We start from the raw sequence: 21,921 nt of genomic DNA on the forward strand, positions 1-21,921 counted from the left end.
TCGGTGAGGTTCAGGAGCTGCAGCGACAGCTCGACGTTCCGCCAGCGGTAGCGGGCGATCAGGTCGAGCAGGAAATAGCCGCGCGCGACGAGCGTACGTTGCTCGTTGGCGGGGCGATCGTCGAGGTAGCGCGCGCGGAGACCGACCGAGAGGCCGTTGCCGAACTCGGCCGTGAGGCCGCCGTTCATGAGCAGGGTGGGCGCCAGGGGGATGGCGCCGCCGTTGTCGAAGCGCGGGTCGGCGTAGGAGAGGTCGTAGTCGGCAAACAGCCAGCGCGTGATCTGGTAGCGCGTCTCGAAGTCGATGCCCCAGCGGCGGCTGGACGGGCTCGGCTCGTCGGTGCCGGCGTCGCCCGAGAAGACGAGCTCGCTGTCGAGGTCGAGGAGCCAGAGCGACGCCGCGAGATCCAGGCTGTCGAACTGGCGGGTCCGGGCGCCGAACTCGTAGCCGATCGCACGCGCGAGCGGCGTCACCGTCTGGTCCTCGCCCACGCCCTCGCCGGGGTTCGTGACGCCCGTGAACGCGGCGCCGCCGATCGCCGCGCGCGCGTCGTTCGAGTGAAAGCCCTCGCCGAAGTTGAGGTAGATCTCGGTGTCGCGCACGGGCGTGATGATGAGGTTCGCCTTGGGGCTCACCTGACCCTGGGTCTGGTAGCCGTCGAGGTAGACGGGGCTGAAGTTCGGATCGGTGCCCTGCTGGGGGAGGCGGTTGTTCACGTCGAAGATGAAGAAGTCGCCGCGCAGCCCGCCGTCGAAGCGCACCCAGTCGTTGAAGAAGATCTGCTGGTTCCAGTAGCCGCTGAACGAATGCTCGCGGACATAGACCTTGTTGATGTCGTAGAAGATCGTCCGGCGCACCTGCCGGTGCAGCGCCACGTCGACGTCGTCGTTGCGGGTTTCGAAGGCGAGCTGCGACTGGAGCGGGATGCCGGCGAGGAACCAGTTGCGCGTGAAGCGCGCCTTCGCGCCGTAGTAGAAGCGGGAGTCGTCCTGCGCGATGCCGTCGCCGGGGATGTAGTGGGCGCCGGCGCGCACCGGCTTCGCGCGCGTGTCGACGACGGCGCCGTTCGGAAGCTGGACGAAGCGCAGGCCCGTCGAGTTGAAGAACGTGAAGTCGGAGTACAGGCGCAGCTTGTAGCGGTTGGCGTACGTCTGGACCTCCCACGTGTCGGCGGCCGTCGGCGTGTAGCGCCAGTGGAGGTCCATGATCTCGCGGTCGGTGTGGCCGCCCTCGGTCGGATCGAGCGAGCCGAAGCGATCGAGCTTCCCCGCCGAGACGAGGCTCAGCGGCACCTGCCCCGACCCGTCCCAGTCCGCCTGGTAGCCCATCGTCGTGAGCCACATGTGCGAGAGCGGCGTCGGGTCGAAGCTCATCTTGGCGTAGCCGTTGTAGCGGGCGAGGTTCTCCGGGTGCTCGAAGGGCCCGTTCGTGTAGTAGGCCTGCGCCGCGATCATCGTCTTCACCTGCCCGACCTGCGGCGAGGCGCCGACGACGTAGCGCATGGTGTCGAACGACCCGCCCTCGGCGAGGAAGAAGTTCTCGGCGAACACGTCCTTGGTGACGAAGTTGATCGCCCCGGCGGTCGCGAAGTCGCCGAACTGCGTGAAGTACGGGCCCTTGTAGAGGCCGACGCGGTCGATCACCTCGGGGATCAGGAAGTTCGGATCCGCGTAGCCCTGCCCGTGGGCGTGGGTCGGAAAGTTGATCGGCATGTCGTCGACCGAGACGGCGACGTCGGTGCCGTGGTCCGCGTCGAAGCCGCGCAGGAACCACTGCGGCGCTTTCGATCCACCCTGATGCTGCGCCACCACGACACCCGGCAGGTTGTTCAGGATCTGCATGATCGTCTGGTGCGGGCGGACGTCGAAATCGTGGGCGCGGATGTCCTGCGCCGACGCGGCGCTCATCGGCTTCCTCGATTCGACCACCAGCTCCTCGAGCCGCGTCTCGTTCTTGCTCGCCGGCGGTGCCTGGTCGGACGAATCCCCTCCCGGATCGGGCTTTCCGTCGCCTTCTTCAGTCATCTGTTCGCTCGTCGTCGTGGTCGTGTCCGCAGCCGTGTCGTCCGCCGCGCGCGCGACAGCCACCGCGCACGCGACCCACACGACGATGCCGAGCACACGACCCCTGCAGGATCGCAGCATGGCGCTCTCCTCCCTCCGGCGGATCGTGACGAGACACGATCCGCGCACGCTCGTGATCGGGGACGATTCGGATCAGAAGCGTGCGAGCGGAGGCGGACCGCGCGAGCGGATCGTCCCGAGGGCGAGTGCGCGGACGGCGGGAAGCGCCGCGGGACCCTCGGTCATGACGTGGAGCGCGAGCTCGACGTGCGGCGTCGCCGGCGGGGTCGCCGGCTGGAACGGCGAGACGACGTGCGCATGGTGCAGCGGGTCCGCGGTCCCGTGGGCGATCCGCGGCCGGTGCGCGTGGCCCCGATGGCGCCGCGCGTGCGCCGCCTCGGCGTCGTGATGGTGATGATGATCCGCGTGGTCGTGATCGTCGTCGCCGTGCACGAGGAACGCGTGCACGTGATCGTGGTCGCCGCCGGCGTGGCGGTGCGCGACCACCTGCGGGCCGGGAACGGCCGTCGTGGCGGCGAAGGCCGCCAGCACCAGGACGGCGATGTGGGCGTTCTGCCTCACCGGTGTCTGCCCTACCACGCTGTCGAGGTCACGGTCACGGACTTGTTCCTCCCGGTCCTACGGGCCGGGGTAGGTCGCCGGATGGCGGTTCGCCGCTGTCGAGGGCGCTCCCCATCGCAGGGGGCATGCGACATCGTGTCGCACCTGCGCCCCGGCGATCGTCCCGGTGCGCTCCGCCGCGCCCACGACCGGAAAGGGCCGCCGAAACCGCATGGTGGGCTAGGGCAGCCGATCGGCGACCGTTCCGACGGATCGCGCCGGCGGCGCGCACGGTTGCATTGCGCGGTTGGTGCACGTCCGGTAGCGTTTTTCACGATGCGGCGCAGAGCGTGCTTCCTCATCGTGCTCGCCATGCTGCCGCGCACGGCCGCATTCGCCCACGAGCACATGTACATCGCGTCCGCCGCGCCCGGCTCGGGCGCGCTCGAACTCGTGGGCTACGATTTCACGCGCGCCTTCCCCGTCGCCCAGCTTCCGAACGCTCCAGACACCTGGATCGGCGTCGACCCGTCGTTCAATTCGCTCATGGCCGACGATCCCACGAACGGCGCCTACCAGATCAAGAAGGGCCGCAAGATCAAGATGGTCCTGACCGCGATCGATCCGGAGCTCAGCGTCGTGCTAAACGGAAAGACCCTACGCCAGCCGGGCGACGTGGGCGTCGTCGGCAAGATGCCATATCTGCATCAACACCCCCAGTGGACTCTCACGATCCCGCCCGGGAGCGTTGGCACGTTCCACGTCTCGTTCAAGGTGAAGGGCGCCGGCTACGTCGCGTCCCCGGTGTACACCGGCACGGTGAGCAACGTGGGCGACGCGACGACCACGACCCTGCCCGGTAGCGTGACGACGACGACGGTCCCGTCCGACTGCACCGTGACACCCTGCAACGACGGGAATCCGTGCACGACCGACGTCTGCGACGCGGGCACCTGCCGCTACGACCCGGTGACCGACGCCGATGCCGTGCTGTGTCGTCTCGAGCAGATGGCGACCGAGCTCAACACGATCACCGCGAGCGGCTCCAAGCAACACGCGGCGCTCGTCCGTCTGTACCGGACGACCGGCAAGGCCCGAGCGGTCATGCAAGCGGCGGCCAGCCGGGGGAAGCCGTCGCCGAGGGCGGGACGTCTGGTGAGCCGGCTCACGCAGCTCACCGACGCGGCGGATCGCGTGGGCCTCTTCGTCGGATCGGTCGGCGACGAGATACGCACCCTGGCGAGCACCGCATACGACGCGTTCGCTCTTTGGCGCGCCTCACGTGGCTGAGGTGCTGGAGGCTTCGATGGCGTTTCCCCGACTTCGTCCACTGCTCGCCTGCGCAGCGCTCGCTTTTGCCGCGCCCGCGCTGGCGGCCTCGGGCACGCAGCAGTTCATCGCCGTCCTGAACGGTGGGCAGGTCGTCCCACCCAGCAGCAGCCGCGCCTTCGGCGTCGGCTATCTCACGTACGACAAGGCGCTGCGCCGCCTGTGCTACACGATCACGTACTCGACGCTCGACGGTCTCGAGACCGACGCGCATCTGCACGGCGGCGAGCCCGGCAAGACGGACGCCGTGTTCTACGACCTCACGCCCCTCGGCGGTCCGAAGCTCGGCTGCGTCGGCCCGCTGAAGACGAAGGAAGTGAAGCTCCTCATGCACGGTGACACGTACATCAACATCCACACCGTGCCCTGGGCCGCCGGCGAGATCCGCGGCCAGGTGCTGCCCATGCGAACCGGCCGATAGCGTGCGTCGGATCGCGAGAACGTTGGTGGCGCTGGCGCTGGCTGGGTCCGTGTCGACCGCGGCCCAGTGTCCGCCCGACTGCTTCGCGGGCGGCGGCGTCGCCGCGGCCGACTGCCTGGTGCAGTTCGGCGGCATCGGCGCGGCGAGAACGACGTGCGCCGACGGCGATCCGGCGTGCGACGCCGACGGGGTCGTCGACGGGACGTGCACCTTCGAGCTGACCGTCTGCATCAACGTGCCCGGCCCGGGCTGCACGCCCGATGCGGTCGTGGGGCCCGTCGTCGGACCGGCGGCGAGCTCCGCCGCACGCGCGCTGGCGGCGGGCGTGGCCGGACTGGATCCACGCCGCCCGGGGTGTGCGACCGCGCGCGTGCCGGTGCCGCTGCGCGCCGGCCTGCACGGCCTCGCGCCCGCGACGGCGCGTATCGTGGTGAGCGCCAAGGGTCGTCGCACCGACCGGGACCGCCTGGTGCTCGGCTGCACGCCGAGCGCGGCGGCACCGTCGTTCGCGGTCGTGGCTCCGATCTTCGCCGCGCGATGCGCGACGCTCGGCTGTCACACCGTCACGCTCCCCAACAGCACGCCGCCGCTGGAGACGACGGTCGCGCGATCGGCCGTGCTCGACGTGCCGTCGCTGGACGTCCCGAGCCTGAAGCTCGTGGCCCCCGGCGATGTCGCGGCGAGCTGGCTCGCCCGCAAGATCCTCGGACGCCGGTTGGTCGACCGCAGCCGGCTCATGCCCGACGGTTGTCCGAAGACGCCACCCGCCGGCGGCTGCCTCACCCCCGCCGACAAGGCCGCCATCGTCGGCTGGATCGCCGGTGGCGCGCCCGACTGACCCCCAACCCCAGAGGAGAGAGAGCATGCAGCGTACCACCATCGTCGTCGTCGCGACCCTGATCCTCGCAGCGACCAGCGTTCGGGCCCACGAGTTCCCGACCGTCGCCAAGCAGCTGAAGTCGAGCCTCGTCCAGAACTATGCGCAGTGCACGGCCCCGACGACCATGACGAGCGGCGGCAAGCCGGCCTGCGGCGGCGAGCCCGATCCCGTCGACACGCAGTGCACCTTCGCGTCGAAGAGCCAGGGGACGCTCACGGCCACCATCAGCAAGACCTCGATCAAGCTGAAGGCCGCGCTGAAGGGGCTGTCCCCCGCGTGCAACGGCGAAACGCTCACCGCGGCGCTCGGCGTGCGCACGACCACCGACGACTGCCCGGACGGCCACTGCACGGTCGTGGACGACGAGATCACCGGCGGCACCTGTACCGTGGCCAAGGGCAAGTGCGCGCTCGCGGCGACCATCCCGACCGGCTATTCGGCCGGCGCGGGGAGCGAGATGACGGTCCGCACCTGCGGCATACGTCACGGCATGCTCGACGCCTTCACGTGCGGGGTGATGGTTCGATAGAATCGAGATCGTGCGCGCGCGCCGTCTCCTCCTCGTCCTCGTCGCCCTCGCCTCGCGCGCGTCGGCGCACGTCGTCCCCGTCGATCCGAGTCGCTGCACGTTCGACCCGATCGCCGTCGACGTGCCGGCGCTGGGGCTGAGCGCCGTCGCGACGGCGCCGGCCGGCGGGGACGCGCTGCGGCTCGTGTACGACGTCGGGACGGGCCGCGTGCAGATCTGTCCCGCAGCGTCGAGCGACGGTGCCGCGGAGTGCCAGCCGTCTCTGCCGGTGGCCTTCTCGCTCGGATCGATCGCCGGGTCGCTCCAGCTACCCACGCTCTTCGGCGGCGCGTTGTCGTCGAGCGGCGATCTCGTCATCCCCGGGGTACCGATCTTCCTGCAGGCGGGAGCCTCGTCGGCCACCGTGCCGGTGACGTTCACGACGGGTCTCGCGGTCGCCGGCGACGCCGTGATCGCCGGCAGTCCCATCGCGGGGCTCGATCACGTCGAGCTCGTCGGCGTCGTCATGGCGCCGCTCGATCCGCCGTTGGGCGGCATTCCGCTGGTTCTGCGGGTCGCATGCGCACCCATTCCGGGACCCGACGTCGACCAGTTCACGAGTCCGCCCCGCGTCGTCCGTCTCGCGGGCCGCTTGGCGCCGGACCGCGCGCGGCTGAAAGCGACGATCGACTTTCCGGATCCCACACGTACGCTGGCAGCCGGCCCGCTGTTGCTGCGGCTGGTGGCGGGCGCGTCGACCATCGCGACGGGCTCGGTGTCGCTCGCCCCGCAGGGCAAGGGCCTCGCCGGCGGGGATGCGAGCGGGCGATGGAAGGTCGTCGCGACACCGCGCAAGCACGCGCGCTGGATCGTCACCCTCGATGTGGCGGGTCCGACGCTCCCGGCAATCGATGGCGCGGGTGCCATCGTCGGGTTCACGGCAGACCTCGGCAACGGGATCGCTCGCAGCGAGCGTCGCTTCCGCGCCGCGGCCCATCGCACGCAGCTCCGCGCTTCCTGACGCCCAGCCGGCAGTGATCGGTTGCTGGCCCGCTGCGACCACATGCCGCATCGCCCGACCGGGACCGCTTGGGGTAAGCGTGCAGCCCGATGTCCCGCTTCGGAATCGCCATCGTGTGCGCGGCAGCGGGGCTCGTGGGCTGGACGCCCGCGGCTGTCGTCGCGACTCCTCTGTCGTCGCGTGACGAGTCCGGCGTCATCCGATTCGTCGTGCCCGACGACTGGCGGTGCACGTCGAGCGCCGGCTGCGTCGTGTGCTGGAACGCCAGCGGGCACCCGAGCGGCGTGATGCTGCCGTTCGGCGCAAACGGCGCCCCCCACGCGCGTGAGCTCGATCCCGGCTACGGCTTCGAGCTCTGCCCGCCCGGCGACTGAAGACCGCCAGCGCGATCAGCGGCGCAGGGCGTTTCCCTCCGGGTCCGGGTGGAACAGGCGCTCGCCACGGGCGAGGAGCCGACCGGTGTCGAACGTCAGGCCGACCAGCGACGGCCCGCCCTGCGCCACCTTCAGCCCCGTCACGTCGAGCATCCTGATCGTCAGGGCCGCGGTGTTGGCTGAGCCCCACTTCACCGTGACGACGACGCGTCCATCGGCGCTGCTCGCGGTGTTCCGTCGCTTCGCGCGGGTCCATCCGGACACGATCCCCGAAGCGAGCGGCTCGCCGTCGACCCGCAGAACCAGCAGCGCCGATTGTCCCGCGAGAGTCTGCCGGTCGGCGGGGCCGAGGACGAGCTTCGCGCGCAGGTCGACCTCACGGGCGCCGATCGTACCCGCGAGACGTCGCACGACGCTCGGGCGCACGAACTGGTCCTTGTCGGGCACCGGACGGGGCACGCACGACAGCCGCACCACGACCGCATCGCTCGGGAGCGGCGGGGGCAGCGCGCCGCCCGGGATCACGCCCAGCATCACCCAGCTACCGAGACCCTCGAGCGGCGCACCTGCCATCACGATCCCACCCGCCGCGACGAGGCCCGTCGTGAGCGACAGCGGCACCGTGACGGTGTTCGTACCGGTGGTGATCGTGACGGGAACGTCGTCGGCGATGAGATCGCCGCTCGACATCATGAGGGCGGTGAAGCGCGCCGGTAGCGCGAGCGTCCCGCCGGCGGCGCCGAGCGCGAAGCTCCTCGGCGAGGAAGCGCTGCAGTCGCCGGGGTCGGCCGGCGTCGCCGCACAGAACCGGACGACGCTCGCGTTGGCGTCGTACACGCCGCGCAACGCTCCATCACCTGCGTCACCGGCGCTGCCGGTCGTCCCCGAGGCGGGGATCTCGAGGCCGAGCGGATCGATCGTGCACAGGCTCGGCGGAATCGGCACGACGTGCGCCGATGCCGGCCGTGTCACCATGACGACGCCGAGCGCGAGCGCGGCGATGCCGAGACGGTTCAGAAGCGCCACGTCACCCCTCCCCGGACACGCACGTCGGGAACGAGCTGGAGGCCCGTATTGTGCTGCAGCACCGGCAGATCGACGGCGACGTCCGCGCTGAGCGACGTCTCCCAGGTGAAGCTCACGCCCGGCCCGATGTAGAGGGAGGTGATCGCGGTGTCGTTGGCCTTGTGCCCCTGCTGCGTGTCGTTGCCCTTGGTCTCGCCCGAGAGCACGGCCTGCAGGCCGAGCGTGTGGTCGTGCTCGAGGAGGAGGTACCAGCCCGGTCCGCCGACCCACGTGAGGTCGTTGGCGTAGCGGTAGTCGAACGCGCCGGTGCTGCGAATAGCGTACTGCATGCCGCCGGCGACGAAGGCGCGGTGCCAGTTCCAGAAGATCTGGCCGCCGACGATGCCGTCGTATGATCCGGAGCCGAGCGCGAGGTCGTGGCCGTGGAGCCCGCCTTCGAACGGCAGAAGATCCGACGGCGTCCGCGCGGCCGCGTACGTACCCATGCGCTGGGCCGCGGACGTCGCGCGCCGCACCGGTGCGGTCGTGGGCTCGACGAACTCCTCGCCGAGCTCGCTCGGATTCCCGGTCGGGAACTTGATCCCGCCCAGGATCGAGAAGCGCAAGAGGGCGTCGCCGATGATCGTGCTGTAGGCGAGGAAGTCGCCGAGGAGCGTCATGTCGCCGACGCCGCTCACCGTCCCGCTCTGGAGCTCGTGGTCGTGAATGCGGGTGAAGCTCCGGTAGATGTAGGGAATGTTCAGCTGGAGCCAGAGCCGGGGCGTGAAGGTGTAGCCGAGCACGAACTGCGTGACGAAGCTATCCATGTGCTCCTTGGCGGGCAGCGTCACCTCGTGGCCGCCCTGGAGCTCGGTTCCGAAGTAGCTGTACTGCTCCGCGACGCCGAACCAGAAGCCGGGCTGCGCCTCGCGCTGCTCGGTGGCGGTGTAGACGGCACAGATGTCGCACGCCGCGGCCCGCGCCGCGATGCCGAGTACGATCAAGAAGCAAAGACGAATCATCGGGCGGGAAGATGTCCCCCCGCTTATCCGGACGTCGCACCCGCCACAACGCGACCGATTGCCGCACGCGCCACTGGAGCCGCCAATCGGCACCGCGATCGGGGGGTGCGACAACGTGACGCACCCTGGCGATCCTTGATTCGACCGGGCGCGACAATCGGTCGCATTCCCGGATGGGGACCTGCGCGATACGGGGTGAGGGTGTTTGCCCGCGTGCTGCTCGGCCTACTGGTCGCGACGATGGCGCGCGAGGCCGGTGCGCACGAGCACATGATGATCGCCTCCGACGCCCCGGGCGGGGGCGCCCTCGCCCTCGAGTACGACTTCGCTCGCCGCTTCCCCGTCCTGCCCACCGCCACCCCCGGTGTGTTCGAGGGCGACGATCCGGCGTTCGCGGCCCTGCTCGCGGACGATCCCGCAAACGGCTTCTACCGCGTCACCGACGGCACCAAGGTGACGCTCTTTCTCGTGGACGTCGACCCCGCCGTGAGCCTCACCATCGAAGACAAGACGCTCGACGCACCAGGGGACCGCGTCGTCATCGGGAACATGCCCTTCCTGCACGTCCACGTGACGTGGACGCTCGCCGTTCCACCCGGCACGATCGGCGAGTTCCCGGTCTCCTTGCAGATCCGGGGCCGCGACTACGACGACTCGCCCGTCTACGTCGGGTGGGTGTCGAACGTCCCGACCACGACGACCACGACCGAGCCCGAGCCGACGACGAGCTCGACCAGCGTGCCCACGACGACGACCTCGACGACGAGCGGACCGGGGGCCACCACGACGACGACCTCGACCTCGACGAGCTCGCCCACCTCGACGACGACGAGCACGTCGACCACGACATCGACGAGCTCGACGACCACGCCCGCCGCCTCTACCTCCACCACGACCAGCTCGTCGTCGACCACGATCGCACCGGCGTTCACGGACGAGCCACTGCCGGGAACGTCCCTGGCGATCGCCGACAAACCCGCCGTCACGGCTCGCCGAACCTTCACCGCCGTCGCGAAGACGGCGCCGATCACCCTCGGCGAGGCCGGGGCGGACGACCCGACGACGACGGGCGCCCGGCTCCGGATCGCCGGAGCGACCTTCGACCTCACGTTCGATCTGCCGTCGGCGCGCTGGCGGGCGCTGGGTGGTGCCACGCCGAGCGGGTTCGCCTATGCCGACAAGCCGCGTGCGCACGGTCCGGTCACCGCGGTCCAGGTGAAGCGCGACAAGATCTTCAAGGTGACCGCAAAGGGGCCCGGTCTGGCGCTCGATCTGGCGGCGAGCCCGTACCCAGTCACGGTCGTTCTCACGATCGGGCACCATCGACACTGTCTGTCGTTTGGGGGCGACGTCCGCTTCCGCGCCGGCCGCTCGTTCAAGGCGACCGACGCACCCGCGCCCGCGACGTGCACGCCATGAGGGCGGCGCCGTGGGCGGTTCTCGTCCTTGCCGTCGCCTCCTCGGCGGGGGCCCACGAGCACATGTACATCGCATCGACTGCATCGGGCTCGGGAACGCTCGTTCTGGCTGACTACGACTTCGCCCGCCCTTTCCCCGTGGTCGAGCTTCCGAACGCGCCCGGAACGTCGATCGGCGTCGATCCGTCCTTCGATGCGTTCGCCGCCGACGACCCGGCGCGCGGCCTCTACCGGATCAAGAACGGACGCAAGATCACGATGCAGATCACGGCGATCGATCCGGACCTGACCGTCGTTTTCAACGGCAAGACCCTGCAGGCGCCGAACGACCGGGTGGTGATCGGGAGCATGCCGTACCTGCACCAGCATCCCCAGTGGACGCTGACGCTTCCGCCCGGCACCGTCGGCTCCCGCCACGTGTCGTTTCTCGTGCGAGGCGAGGGCTACCAGCCGTCGCAGGTCTACACGGGCGTCGTGACCAACGTCCCCGACACGACCAGCACCACGACGACGCTGCCGGACGGCGTCACCACCACGACCACGACCACGCTCCCGCTCGACTGCACGGTCGCGGGCTGTGACGACGGCGACGCGTGCACGACGGACGTCTGCGTGGACGGCGCCTGTCGCTTCGATCCGGTCGCAGGCGTCGACGCGGTGCTCTGTCGGCTGGAGGACCTCTCGGCCGCGCTCAACGACGTCACGACGACCTCCCGGGCCGGCCGCCGCGCCTTCGTACGGCTCTACCGAGCCGTCGGCAGGGCGCGAGCGAGCGTCCAGGCGGCCGCCGGCGGGCCCACGACGCGTCGCCTGCACCACGCGAAGAAGCTCGTGAGTCGCTTGACGCCGCTCGTGGACACGGCCGTGCGCGCCGGGCTCTTCACGGGACCGCGAGCCGACGTCCTGCGCGATCTCGCGAGCTCCGCCTACGACCAACTGACCATCTGGAGCGCCTCGCCGGGCTGAGGACCGCGCGCGCCGCTCGCGTTCAACGTACACCAACGAAGGAGGAAGGAATGAAGCGTATCACCCCCGCCCTCGCGATCGCCGCGGCGATCGCCTTCAACAGCGTCCCCGCGGACGCCCACGAGTTCCCGACCAAGGCGAAGCAGTTGAAGTCGAGCCTGGTCCAGAACTACGCCCCGTGCCTGGCTCCCGACACGGCGACGAACGGCGGGACGCCGGCCTGCGGCGGCGAGCCCGATCCCGTCGACACGCAGTGCACGTTCGCGTCGAAGAGCCAGGGCTCGCTCACCGTCGCGATCAGCAAGACCGATCTCAAGGTGAAAGCGAGCCTCAAGGGTCTCTCCCCGGCGTGCGACGGCGAGACGCTCACCATCGCGCTCGGCGTGCGCACCACGACCGACGATTGCCCGGGCGGTCACTGCACCGTCATCGATCAGGAGGTCACGGGCGGCACGTGCACCGTCGCGGGCGGCAAGTGCTCGATCTCGACCGCCATCCCGAGCGGCTACTCGGCGGGCGCCGGTAGCGAGATGACGATCCTCACCTGCGGGGTCCGGCACGGCGCGCTCGACGCCTTCGCCTGTGGCGTCATGGTGCCCTAGAGGGGCCCCAGGGCGCTCGTCGCCGTGCGCCCCGTTCTCCCCCGGACGGTGGCGCACGGCGACACGCGTCGACGTCAGCGTCTCGTCGGGAACTTCGCGAGCTTGCGCTGCAGGGATCGGCGGTGCATGCCGAGTCGCCGCGCCGCCTCAGAGATGTTGCCCCCGCAGTCGGCGAGGACGCGGTTGATGTGCTCCCACTCGACGCGCGCGAGCGAGAGCGGATCGGACGGTACGTCGGCGATCGGTGTCGCGGGCGCATCGACCCGCGCGAACGCCGCGAGAATCTCGTCTACGTCGGTGGGCTTCGTCAGGTAGTGGGTTGCGCCGAGCCGGACGGCGTCGAGCGCGGTCGCGATGCTGCCGTAGCTCGTCAGCACGACGATGCGGGAGCCGGGATCGAGTGCGTGCAGCTCGCGCACCACGTCGAGCCCCGAGGCGTCGGGCAGGCGCAGGTCGACGACGACGTACTCGGGCGAATCGGCGTGCGCGGAAGCGATCGCAGCGCGCCGGTTCGCGGCCTGACGCACCTCGAAGCCGCGGTCACGAAACGCCCGCGCCAGCCGGACGCGGAAGACCTCGTCGTCGTCTACGAGGAGGATGGTCGGAGGGCTCGCGACCTCGCTCATGCGGCGCGTTTCCCGTGGACGAGAACCGCCGTCGGGAGCCGGAGCGCCGCCCGGACGCCGCGCCCCGGCGGCGAGGACAGATCGAGCGATCCGCCAAGCTCCTCGGCGAGCGTCCGGGCGAGGAACACCCCGAGCCCGAGCCCCCGTCCCGGCCCCTTCGTCGTGAAGAACGGCTCTCCGCAGCGCGCGAGGACGTCGGGCGGCATGCCCGGCCCGTCGTCCTCGATCGCGAACTCGAGCGTAGCCGGCCCGAGATCGACCGCGACGCGCACCGCTCCGTCTGGGGTGCTCGCGTCGAGCGCGTTGTGGACCAGGTTCGCGAGCACCTGGACCAGAGCGCGGCGCGGCACGTTCAGTCGGAGCACCGGACGCGGGAGGGACACGGCGACACGTGACACGTTTCCGGGCGGCAAGGCGGAGAGGGTGTCGTCGATGAGCGATCGCAGGTCGACCATCGTCGGGGCCTCGCCGGCCGGCCCGCCCGCGTCGCTCGCCAGCAGATCGAGGATGCGGCGGCAGCGGGAGACCTCGGACCGGATGAGACGCGCGTCGTCGCCGAGGGCGATGGCGCGCGATTCGGGAAGCGTCGCGACCGCTCGCTCGAGCTCGGTCGCGACGACGGCAATGGTCGCGAGCGGCGTGCCGAGCTCGTGCGCCGCGCCCGCGGCGAGCGTCGTGAGAGAGGCCAGACGCTCCGCACGGCTCGCCTGCTCCCGCACGCGCGCGAGCTCCGCGTCGCGCCCCTCGATCGCCGCCGAGAGCTGGACCACGAAGTACGCGGTGAGCGCGGCGGCCAGCATGAACGCGATCCACATCCCCTGGAGGTGGAGCGACAGCATGCCGCCGTCATGGGCGTGCATGGGCGCGATGGCGGGGAATGGAACCGCCAGGAAGAGCGCGCCGTAGCACGCGACGGCGAGCCCGGCGAGCGCCCAGGTCCATGCCGCGCCGAGCACCACCGCCGCGAGCGTGATGTGGACCAGGTAGAGGATGCTGAACGGGTTGAGGGGACCGCCGGTGGCCTGGAGGAGTCCCGTCAGGAGCACGGTGTCGAGCGCGAGCACGGCGCCGCACAACGGGCGCGTAGCCACGTGCCCCCGCGCGAGCCACACGGCGAGCGCGAGGTTGCTGGCAGCCCCCGCGGCGATGATGGACAGCACTCGCGCGAGCGGCATGGGCTCCGCGAACTGATGGACGACGGCGACGGCGGCGAGCTGACCGGCCGCCGCGCCCCAGCGCAGACGGGTGAGCCATGGAAGGCCCACCGCAGTTCGATCGGTGACGTGCATGACGGTTCCCCGAAGTGCGCCGCGGCTACGCACCGGACGTGCGGAGCAGTCCGGTGCCGACGGACCACACTCGTTGTTCTGGCTGCGTTGAGTGGGAAAAGACGTCGGGTGAGGGTCAGCCCGCGCGCCGCGGTGGGGGAACGGGCGGGGCTGGTCCCGGGGCCAGCCGTCCGCCCGTCACGTCACGCGGTCCGGCGACGGCGACGAGCAGCGGCTCGATGCGACCGTCGTCGGGCGGCAGGGTGACCAGAGCGCCGGTCGCGTCGGCGGGCGTCCGGCCACACCGGGCACCGAACGCGCACTGCGAGCCGTCGCGGTCGTTGGCGGCCGCCGCTCCGGGACCGTGAGGCGCAGCTCGGTTCCCGTGGTGGCAGCCGAGGCGCCTCGATTCAGTGCGGCCGTGCATCGGGCAACCGGGCGGACAGCGATCGCAGGAGCCGAGCGGGGTGATCGCACCGGCAGAGGCCAGCGCCAGCACGAGTACGATCGCGCACGCGCGCCGGCCGTCCATGGTCCCGGCCATACCACTGCGCTTCCGGCGCGAACAACTGCGACACATCGTCGCAGGACGGGCGGCCGTGCCGTGGGTTCCCACCGTCCGAGCGCCCCTGGGTAAGGTCGCGGGTCCATGCTAACCCGGGCCAGCATCCCGGAAGGAGGACCACATGAACGTGACACGAAGGACCGTGTTGCTGGCGGCAGCGAGCGCCGTCGTGGCGCAGGCGGCGAGCCGGGCGCTTGCGGCCGGTGAAGCTCCGGCCGCCGCGCCCGCCGGAGCCCTCGCGGACGCCGCGGGCAAGTGCGTCGTCGTCGGGGACGCCTGCTTGCAGCATTGCCTCGACCTGCTCGGCAAGGGCGACACTACGCTCGCCGAGTGCGCGCAGAGCGTGCGCCAGATGCTCGCGATCTGCGCCGCCGTCGGGCCAATCGCCGCCGCCGGCGGCAAATACTTGAAGAGTACGGCCCGCGTCTGCCTGGACGTCTGTACCGACTGCGAGCAGGTCTGTCGCAAGCACGAAGCGCATCACGCCGTCTGCAAGGAGTGCGCGGACGCGTGCGCTCGCGTCATCGTCGAGTGCAAGAAGGTCCTCGCGTAGTCCACCGCGGCCTTGAATGGGCCGGCCCCGGAACTGCCCGGCGGTCGGCATGGCGGTTGCTCTAAGGTCGCGTTGCCAGCCCCCCAGGCCCTTTTTCGGCCTCGCTTGGGGGGGTGGGCGCGGCATTTGGACGACGACCGTGACTAATTCGTCGGTGAGCATCACCCCCGGGACGCTAGCCCACAGCCGCCCCATGGACGGGAAGACGCGGGCCCGTTTCGAGGAGGCCCGACGCGTCGAGGCCTTTGGGCGGCTGCGCCGAACGACGTTCCTGCTCCTGCCGCCGCTCACGCTGGCGCTCGCGGTCAACATCCGTGTCTTCGGCGACGGCACGCCGATCCGGGCGCTCGCACTGATCGGCATGCTCGCCCTCGCGGCGCTGACGCACGCCGTCGTCAGCGAGCGCTCGGCGGGACGGCGCGCCATCCCGATCGCGATCGCGTTCGTGCTGGCGCTGGGCTTGCTCCTCTTCGGCATCTTCGTCGAAGCGCCGCAGGGGCACGACGTCAAGGTCGGCGCGGTCTCGGCGCTCATGATGGGCGCGGCGATCGTGATCCCGTGGGGTCTCGGCCCGCAGCTCGTCGTCGCGCTGGTGCTGGGGTGCGCCTACGCCCTGCTGCCGGGGTGGAACGTCTTTGCCGAGGGCCACATCGTCGACCTCGGGTTCTCGCTCGCCGATTGCGTGGCGCTTTCCGCCGTCGGCGCCTACGTGCTCGACCGCCAGCGCCGTACGGCGTTCCTCGAGCGCGAGAAGGCATGCGCGATGACCGCGCAGCGCGAGCTGCTGCTCGACGCGAATCGCGAGCTCAACGCGAGCCTCGATCTCGACGAAACGGTCGCGACGATCACGCGAGTCGGCCACGCGCTGGTCGGCGGTGACACCGTCGCCCTCGGGCTCGTCGACGAACGGCGCGAACTATTGCGGACCGTTTCGATGGTGGGCGATCTCACCGAGGCCGAGCGCGAGGTCATCGGGCTCGACGTGCCGCTGGTGGCGGTGGAGCCGCTGCTCCGCGAGCTCGCCGCCCGCGGGTTCGCACGCACGCCGTCCGAGTCGCTGGCGGCCATGAGCGAGCTCGTCCGCGATCACTTCGGCGTCGTCGAGAGTCTGTACGTTGCCCTCGCGCACGGGAGCCGGGTGCTCGGCTATCTGGCCTTCAACCTTCGCGGGGAGTCGGGCGGCTTCGGCGACGAGCAGCTCCGCCTGGCGCAGGGCTTCGCGTCGCAATGCGCGATCGCGCTCGCGAACGCGCAGCTCGTCGCCGACCTGCAGCGGGCGAACCGCGTCAAGACCGAGTTCGTGTCGACGATGTCGCACGAGCTGCGCACGCCGCTCAGCGTGATGCTCGGCTACATCGACGTCCTCGAGGAGGCGGTCACGGACGTCGAGGGCCGGGTCGCCGTCGACCGCATCCGCTCCGCGGGTCGCGATCTGTTCGACCTGGTGCAGGCGACGCTCGACCTGAACCGTCTCGAGTCCGGGCAGGATCCGGCGCACTGCGAGGCGATCTCGATGCACGAGCTGTGGGACGAGCTCGAAGGTCAGTACGAGGCCATCCCCCGCCGGGCCGGAGTCGTCCTGCGCTGGGAGGCGCACGGCCAGCCGACCGCCTTCACGGATCGCCGCAAGCTGAAGATCGTCGTGAAGAACCTGGTCGGGAACGCGCTCAAGTTCACGCACGCGGGCGAGATCGTCGTGAGCGTCCGCGGCGGTGTCGACCACTGCCTGGTGACGGTGCGCGACACTGGCATCGGCATTCCACCCGATCAGCTCCCGCACATCTTCGACATGTTTCGCCAGGTCGACAGCTCCGATCAGCGGCCGTACGGCGGCGTCGGGCTCGGGCTCTACATCGTGCGCAAGCTGGCCGAGCAGGTCGGCGTGACGCTCGAAGTCGCGAGCACGGTCGGGAAGGGCACCACGTTCACGCTGCGGCTCCCGCTCGGGGGCTCGATCGGGGCTGCGGCGGCGTGAGTCGCTGTGCACGGCGGGGCGGCGGGCATCGCCCTCTGCGCTCCGCGTCCTCGGCCCATGCGCGTCGCGTAAGCTGGAGCTGCCCAGCCGCCAATCGTTGCGCGCGCAAGGGCCTGCGGAGTCGCGCCGAGGGCGATGCCCGCCGCCCCGCCGGGCTCGCGGCTTACGCCACTTCGCTGACGCGGTCAGCTCGCGAGGCGCGCAGCGGCGAGCGAGAGCTTCATCGGACGGAGCTCGCGTTTGAGCGGGTCGAGGATGAGGCCGAGCGCTTCCAGGGCGATCGCGCCGAGCAGGCTCGCGTCGCCGGGTTCGCCGAAGATGACGGGCGCGGCGCCACGGCGATCGCCGATCTCGAAAAAGGCGCTGCCCACGGCGCGCTCGACCGTGCTGCCGTCGGCCAAAGAGAACGTCTCGCGGCCGTGCGGTCGCACGCCGATCCTCCGCAGTAGCGGGGCCGGAACGACCGCGTAGATCGCCCCCGAGTCGACGAGCATCGGCTCCTCGACCGCCCGCTTCCCACCCACACGGCTGATTCGCACCACGACCGTCGTCAGCCCCACGTTGCACTTCCCCCGTCGGAGCCGGCGTACGATCGTCAGTGACACGACGCAATCAGTAGCCCCGCAGTGTTCGGGCGACAAGCACTGTGGTTACTACCGAGCCGTCGCGTTCAGCCCGCCGACCCGATCGCCGCGGACATCGGGTGGAGGCTCGACGTCGCGCTCGGGCGCTTGCCGACGCGCTCGAACCACGCCGAGAGGTTCTTCAGGCTGGGATCGAACGGCTGGCCGACGCCGCGGCCGAAGTCGAGGGCGCAGTAGAGGATGATGTCGGCGATCGTGAAGCGATCGCCGGCGACGTACTGCTTGCCGGCGAGCAGGCCGTCGAGCCACTGGAGGTTGTCGCGCACGGTCGCCTTCAAGCCCTCGGCGGCCTCGGGCAGGACGCGCATGCGCGGCTCGAAGAGCGCCAGGCCCTCGGCGAAGCGGAAGCCGTTGTAGAGGTGCTCGGTGATCTTGAGCTCGACGCGGCGCTGCCACTGACGCGTCTCGGCGCGCTCCTCGGCCGTCGTACCGACCAGCGCCGGCTTCGGATGCTTCTCTTCGAGGTATTCGAAGATCGCGACCGTCTCGCCGAGCGTGCGGCCATCGTCGAGCTCGAGCGCGGGGATCTGCCCGCCGGGGTTCTTCTCGGTGTAGGGCGGCCGCCGGTTCTCGGCGCCGAGGAGATCGACGTCGGCCTTGGGCAGCTCGAGCTGCTTCTCGGCGAGGAACATGCGCAGCGCGCGCGGATTCGGGCCGAACGAGTCGTAGACCTTCATGCCCGAGGGCCTACGTCAGCTTACCGACCAGTACAATGGGTCCCGTCGGGCTCGTCGATCCCTGCTCGGGCTCGATCGAGACGGCGAACGCGGAGACGTCTCCGGGTGCCTTCACGCGCTCGAGGCGCGTCGCGACGGCGACACCGCCCGCGACCCGCAGCAGCCCGGCAGGCTCCGGCGGATGATCGCCGCGGATGGCCCACAGCTCGTACGTCTTCCCGGCGCCGGCCGGCGGCAGCCCCGCGAGCACGATGTGGGCTTCGCCGCTCTCCTGATCGACCAGCACGCGGCCGCTGCCGGCGAAACCTTCCTTCGGCGCGAGCTGCGCCGTGAGGGTGCGCGGGCCGCCGATGACGCGCAGGATTTCGGTCTGCGCATCGAGCGCCTCGCGCAGCCCGACGAGCGTCTTGCCCTGCTCGTCGAGCCGGCGCTCGAGGTCCGCGTTCGCGGTCGCGAGACCCGCGATCTGGGCCGATTGCCCCTGCGCGTACCGTAGCTCGCGCGCGAGGAGACCCGTCGCGACGACGGCCACGCTGGCAGCGAGCGCGCCGACCATGCGCCAGCGGGTGAGCGCCCGGCGGGTGCCCGCGATCTGGGCCTCGGTCCGAACGGCGCCGACGAGCCGCTCGCGCAGCGGCGCGGGCGCACGTCGCGCGTGCGCTTCGGCGAGCGCTTCGAGCGCCAGGTCGTCGAGCTCGCGCTCGTCGACGCCGATCGGCTCGTCGTCACGCATGGACCGGAACTCCCACGAACTTCTCCTTGAGCTTTAGCACACCGTCGCGAATGCGCGTCTTGACGGTTCCGAGGGGCATCTTCTCGCGCGCGGCGATCTCGCTGTGCGACAGACCTTCGAAGTAGGCGATCTCGATCGTGCGCCGCTGATCGGCCGGCAGCTCGGCCAGCGCGGCTCGTAACACCCGCGCTCGCTCCGCTCGCCCGACCGTGTCTTCCGGACGCTCGGATACGGGCGCCAGGGCGACGTCGGTTTGGCTGCGCGTCTCGGCGCGGCTGCGCGCATCCGCCGTGCGCAGGCGATCGATCGCGACGTTGCGCACGACGCGCAGCAGCCACGGCCGCGCGGCGCCGCGCGCCGGCTCGTAGCGATCGGCGCGGTGCCAGATCCGCATGAACGCGTCCTGCACGACGTCCTCGGCGGTGTCGGCGTCGCCCACGATGCGGAGCGCGAGGCCGTACGCGAGCGACGACGTGGCGTCGTACAGCTCGGCGAGCGCCGGCTCGTCGCCGCGCGCGATGCGCGCGAGGAGGTCGGCTTCGTTCACGCGAGGAGCCCCGCCTCCATGCCGATCTGCCACGCGAGCTGGAGCCCGATCACGACGCTCGCGACGGCGGCGCCGATGCCCAGCAGGCGCTCGGCGCCGGCGAAGCGCTCGGTCGTGAGGAGGGCCGGAATGCCGAGGAGCGCGCTCATGGCCGTCATGCCGCCGACGGAACCGATGCCGAACACGACCACGTAGGCAAGCGCCAGCACGGGGCTCGGAATCGTCGCGACGACGGCGAGCATGAGCCCCGCACTGCCCGCGAGGCCGTGCACCATGCCGACCAGGAACGGCCGGCGCCGGCTCGGAGCGTGCTCGTGATCGCTTCTCTCGTGCGCGTGGAGGTGCGGGTGCACGTGCGTCCGCCTGCCGTGCGTGTGCGCGTGGAGATGCACCTGGCCGGCGGCGACGCTGCGCAGGAGGTTCACGCCGAGGACGACGAGCATGATCGCGACGCCGAGCTCGAGCACGTGACCCACCGACGGCGGGATCTCGGTGTGGAGGCCGATCACCGCGACCGCGACCGCCACGAGCGAGACCGTGTGTCCGAGGCCCCAGAGCGCGCCCACGAGCGACGAACGCAAGAGGCTCCGGCGCTGGCTCACGATCGTCGACACCGCTGCCAGATGATCGACGTCGAGGGCGTGGCGCAGGCCGAGCACGAAGCCGAGGCCGAGAATGGCGAGAGGAGAGGTCGGCATGATCACGCTCCGATCCGGGCGAGAGCCTCCACCAGGATGGCGAGGCCTGCAAGGGAGATGACGGCGGCGCTCGCCACCGGCATGTAGCGCGCGACGCGGCCGTCGATGGGCAACCGATCGAACAGCCCGCGCGCGTAGACGAGGGCGAGACCGATCGTGGTCAGAACCGCCGCCAGACCTGCGCTGAAGGCGAGGATCAGCACGAGGCCGAACGCCGTGCGGCCGAGCGCGATCGCGCCCAGCATGACGACGAGCGCGGACGGGCAGGGAAGGATGCCTCCCGAGACGCCGAGGGCGAGGAGGTTCCGCGCCGTCGGCGCCGCGTCGGCGGGCGGTACGTGGCTGTGGCCGTGATCGTGCTCCCCGTCGTGATGATGGTGGTGATGGTGGCCGTGGTCGTGCGGGTGGCCGTGGAGCGCCGTCTCGAGACGGCTTCGCAGGAGCGACGCGCCCACCGCGACCACGAGCAGGCCGGAGACGGCGCTCATCCACGGCAGCAGTCGCTCGGGGAGCACCCACGCCGACGCGACGAGCGTCGCGAGCCCGAGCACGTAGACGCCGAGCGTGTGTGTCGCCGTGACGACGAGGCCGAGGAAGACGGCGTGGCGCCACGTTCCGCGCGCGCCGACGAGGTACGCGCCGACGATCGTCTTGCCGTGCCCCGGTGTGAGCGCGTGGAAGGCGCCGAGCACCAGGGCCACGAGGAGCGCGCTCGCCATGAGGCTGACGGGATGCGCGCGCGGTTCACCCGCTCATACGGAAGCGCCCGGCGGTCGGATGTGTGCCGGCACACTCGTAGTCGGTCGGGGCCGACCCAATCCGGCCATCCGAGTGTGTTTTTCTGTAGGAGGAACCAAGTGTCAGCCCGCAGCAGCCGACCAGAGATCGAACGATCGGGGCACGCGTTCGTCGGCCGGATCGTGGGCGGCGACGGCATCGCGGAGGAGGTGACGGGCGACGTCCGTCGTCAGGCGTGGAAACCAGGCCGGGGGGCTGCGACGCCGGGCGTGGCTCGCCGCTCGCGTGGCTGCTCGACATCGCACGCAGCCGCGCGATCGACCGCATCCGCGTGGGCGCGGCCGCTGGCACCCCGCACGAGCTGCTCTTCGTCGTCGAGACGTTCTGGAGACGCTCAGAGAGACGCTCGCCGCGAGGCCGTCAACGACGGTGCGGAGATCGATCGCGGGCAACCGATCGAGGTCGGGCCGGAGGGCGTGGCGATGGTCTGCGGACGGCTCGCGACCAGTTCCAGGCTCCGCCCGCCCGCGACGGCGGCGTGACCGATCTCGCCGGGATCGCGCCGGTCGCTTCCGATCAGCCCGCGGACGGCGAGGCCGTAGGCAACCACCAGCCCGATCCACATGAACATCCCCGCGGTCATCGATGCCTCGAAAGAGCATCGGCTGTGCCACGGACAGGCCTGCGAGGTTGCTAGGGAAATCGAGGTATCGGCCATCTTGGGCCT

General features: G+C 70.8%; 24 protein-coding genes. 11 read left to right on the forward strand and 13 right to left on the reverse strand.

Annotated elements, in window-relative coordinates; genetic code table 11:
- The coding region (locus VMS22_18160; GenBank protein ID HXJ35960.1) for a TonB-dependent receptor plug domain-containing protein at positions 1-2,144 on the reverse strand (2,144 nt) is incomplete at its 3' end.
- Between the two features lie 72 nt (positions 2,145-2,216).
- The gene (locus tag VMS22_18165; protein ID HXJ35961.1) at positions 2,217-2,645 is read right to left on the reverse strand and encodes a hypothetical protein; all 429 of its coding nucleotides are present in this window, start codon (positions 2,643-2,645) and stop codon (positions 2,217-2,219) included.
- Positions 2,646-2,960: 315 nt separating this feature from the next.
- Between VMS22_18165 and VMS22_18170 the strand changes: the two genes are divergently transcribed.
- From VMS22_18170 to VMS22_18195, 6 genes are all read left to right on the forward strand, one after another.
- Positions 2,961-3,914, forward strand: coding sequence for a hypothetical protein (locus VMS22_18170; protein ID HXJ35962.1), 954 nt, complete (start codon positions 2,961-2,963; stop codon positions 3,912-3,914).
- Between the two features lie 16 nt (positions 3,915-3,930).
- Positions 3,931-4,374, forward strand: a complete 444-nt coding sequence (locus VMS22_18175; GenBank protein HXJ35963.1) for a CHRD domain-containing protein — start codon at positions 3,931-3,933, stop codon at positions 4,372-4,374.
- A gap of 49 nt (positions 4,375-4,423) precedes the next feature.
- Positions 4,424-5,212 (forward strand): hypothetical protein, encoded by a 789-nt coding sequence (locus tag VMS22_18180; protein HXJ35964.1) that lies wholly within the window; start codon positions 4,424-4,426, stop codon positions 5,210-5,212.
- A gap of 25 nt (positions 5,213-5,237) precedes the next feature.
- Positions 5,238-5,783: a hypothetical protein gene (locus tag VMS22_18185; protein HXJ35965.1), complete on the forward strand. Its 546-nt coding sequence runs from the start codon at positions 5,238-5,240 to the stop codon at positions 5,781-5,783.
- Between the two features lie 10 nt (positions 5,784-5,793).
- Entirely contained in the window at positions 5,794-6,783 is a 990-nt protein-coding gene (locus VMS22_18190; protein HXJ35966.1) for a hypothetical protein, read from the forward strand.
- An 89-nt stretch (positions 6,784-6,872) separates the two neighbouring features.
- Entirely contained in the window at positions 6,873-7,157 is a 285-nt protein-coding gene (locus VMS22_18195) for a hypothetical protein (GenBank protein HXJ35967.1), read from the forward strand.
- Between the two features lie 15 nt (positions 7,158-7,172).
- Here the strand turns inward: VMS22_18195 and VMS22_18200 are convergent, their stop codons facing one another.
- Positions 7,173-8,183, reverse strand: coding sequence for a hypothetical protein (locus VMS22_18200; GenBank protein ID HXJ35968.1), 1,011 nt, complete (start codon positions 8,181-8,183; stop codon positions 7,173-7,175).
- Positions 8,171-9,184, reverse strand: a complete 1,014-nt coding sequence (locus tag VMS22_18205) for a hypothetical protein (protein ID HXJ35969.1) — start codon at positions 9,182-9,184, stop codon at positions 8,171-8,173. The genes VMS22_18200 and VMS22_18205 overlap by 13 nt, the downstream gene beginning before the upstream one ends.
- Positions 9,185-9,397: 213 nt before the next feature.
- Between VMS22_18205 and VMS22_18210 the strand changes: the two genes are divergently transcribed.
- From VMS22_18210 to VMS22_18220, 3 genes are read left to right on the forward strand one after another with little or no spacing between them, the layout of a single operon-like run.
- Positions 9,398-10,603 (forward strand): hypothetical protein, encoded by a 1,206-nt coding sequence (locus tag VMS22_18210; GenBank protein HXJ35970.1) that lies wholly within the window; start codon positions 9,398-9,400, stop codon positions 10,601-10,603.
- Positions 10,600-11,568, forward strand: coding sequence for a hypothetical protein (locus tag VMS22_18215; protein ID HXJ35971.1), 969 nt, complete (start codon positions 10,600-10,602; stop codon positions 11,566-11,568). The genes VMS22_18210 and VMS22_18215 overlap by 4 nt, the downstream gene beginning before the upstream one ends.
- Before the next feature lie 50 nt (positions 11,569-11,618).
- Positions 11,619-12,170 (forward strand): hypothetical protein, encoded by a 552-nt coding sequence (locus VMS22_18220; protein ID HXJ35972.1) that lies wholly within the window; start codon positions 11,619-11,621, stop codon positions 12,168-12,170.
- Positions 12,171-12,244: 74 nt separating this feature from the next.
- On the opposite strand, the gene VMS22_18225 is transcribed toward VMS22_18220, so the two are convergent.
- Together VMS22_18225 and VMS22_18230 are read right to left on the reverse strand one after the other, a co-directional pair.
- Positions 12,245-12,796: a response regulator gene (locus tag VMS22_18225; protein ID HXJ35973.1), complete on the reverse strand. Its 552-nt coding sequence runs from the start codon at positions 12,794-12,796 to the stop codon at positions 12,245-12,247.
- Positions 12,793-14,085: an ATP-binding protein gene (locus tag VMS22_18230; GenBank protein HXJ35974.1), complete on the reverse strand. Its 1,293-nt coding sequence runs from the start codon at positions 14,083-14,085 to the stop codon at positions 12,793-12,795. The genes VMS22_18225 and VMS22_18230 overlap by 4 nt, the downstream gene beginning before the upstream one ends.
- 665 nt (positions 14,086-14,750) lie before the next feature.
- Between VMS22_18230 and VMS22_18235 the strand changes: the two genes are divergently transcribed.
- On the forward strand, positions 14,751-15,182 hold the full coding sequence (locus VMS22_18235; protein ID HXJ35975.1) for a Csp1 family four helix bundle copper storage protein: 432 nt from the start codon (positions 14,751-14,753) through the stop codon (positions 15,180-15,182).
- Between the two features lie 193 nt (positions 15,183-15,375).
- Positions 15,376-17,157: an ATP-binding protein gene (locus VMS22_18240; protein HXJ35976.1), complete on the forward strand. Its 1,782-nt coding sequence runs from the start codon at positions 15,376-15,378 to the stop codon at positions 17,155-17,157.
- A 185-nt stretch (positions 17,158-17,342) separates the two neighbouring features.
- On the opposite strand, the gene VMS22_18245 is transcribed toward VMS22_18240, so the two are convergent.
- From VMS22_18245 to VMS22_18275, 7 genes are all read right to left on the reverse strand, one after another.
- Entirely contained in the window at positions 17,343-17,762 is a 420-nt protein-coding gene (locus VMS22_18245) for an aspartyl protease family protein (GenBank protein ID HXJ35977.1), read from the reverse strand.
- A 65-nt stretch (positions 17,763-17,827) separates the two neighbouring features.
- The gene (locus VMS22_18250) at positions 17,828-18,478 is read right to left on the reverse strand and encodes a glutathione S-transferase family protein (GenBank protein HXJ35978.1); all 651 of its coding nucleotides are present in this window, start codon (positions 18,476-18,478) and stop codon (positions 17,828-17,830) included.
- A gap of 10 nt (positions 18,479-18,488) precedes the next feature.
- The gene (locus tag VMS22_18255) at positions 18,489-19,211 is read right to left on the reverse strand and encodes an anti-sigma factor (GenBank protein ID HXJ35979.1); all 723 of its coding nucleotides are present in this window, start codon (positions 19,209-19,211) and stop codon (positions 18,489-18,491) included.
- A complete protein-coding gene (locus VMS22_18260) occupies positions 19,204-19,758 on the reverse strand; it encodes a sigma-70 family RNA polymerase sigma factor (GenBank protein HXJ35980.1) in 555 nt (184 codons plus the stop codon). Before VMS22_18260 ends, VMS22_18255 begins: the two co-directional genes overlap by 8 nt.
- A complete protein-coding gene (locus VMS22_18265; protein ID HXJ35981.1) occupies positions 19,755-20,456 on the reverse strand; it encodes an urease accessory protein UreH in 702 nt (233 codons plus the stop codon). The genes VMS22_18260 and VMS22_18265 overlap by 4 nt, the downstream gene beginning before the upstream one ends.
- A 2-nt stretch (positions 20,457-20,458) precedes the next feature.
- Positions 20,459-21,175, reverse strand: a complete 717-nt coding sequence (locus VMS22_18270) for a sulfite exporter TauE/SafE family protein (GenBank protein ID HXJ35982.1) — start codon at positions 21,173-21,175, stop codon at positions 20,459-20,461.
- A gap of 413 nt (positions 21,176-21,588) precedes the next feature.
- On the reverse strand, positions 21,589-21,912 hold the full coding sequence (locus VMS22_18275) for a hypothetical protein (protein HXJ35983.1): 324 nt from the start codon (positions 21,910-21,912) through the stop codon (positions 21,589-21,591).
- Between the last annotated feature and the right edge of the window lie 9 nt (positions 21,913-21,921).

The organism is Candidatus Eisenbacteria bacterium, from assembly GCA_035577985.1.
Classification (GTDB): domain Bacteria; phylum Desulfobacterota; class Binatia; order DP-6; family DP-6; genus DATJZY01.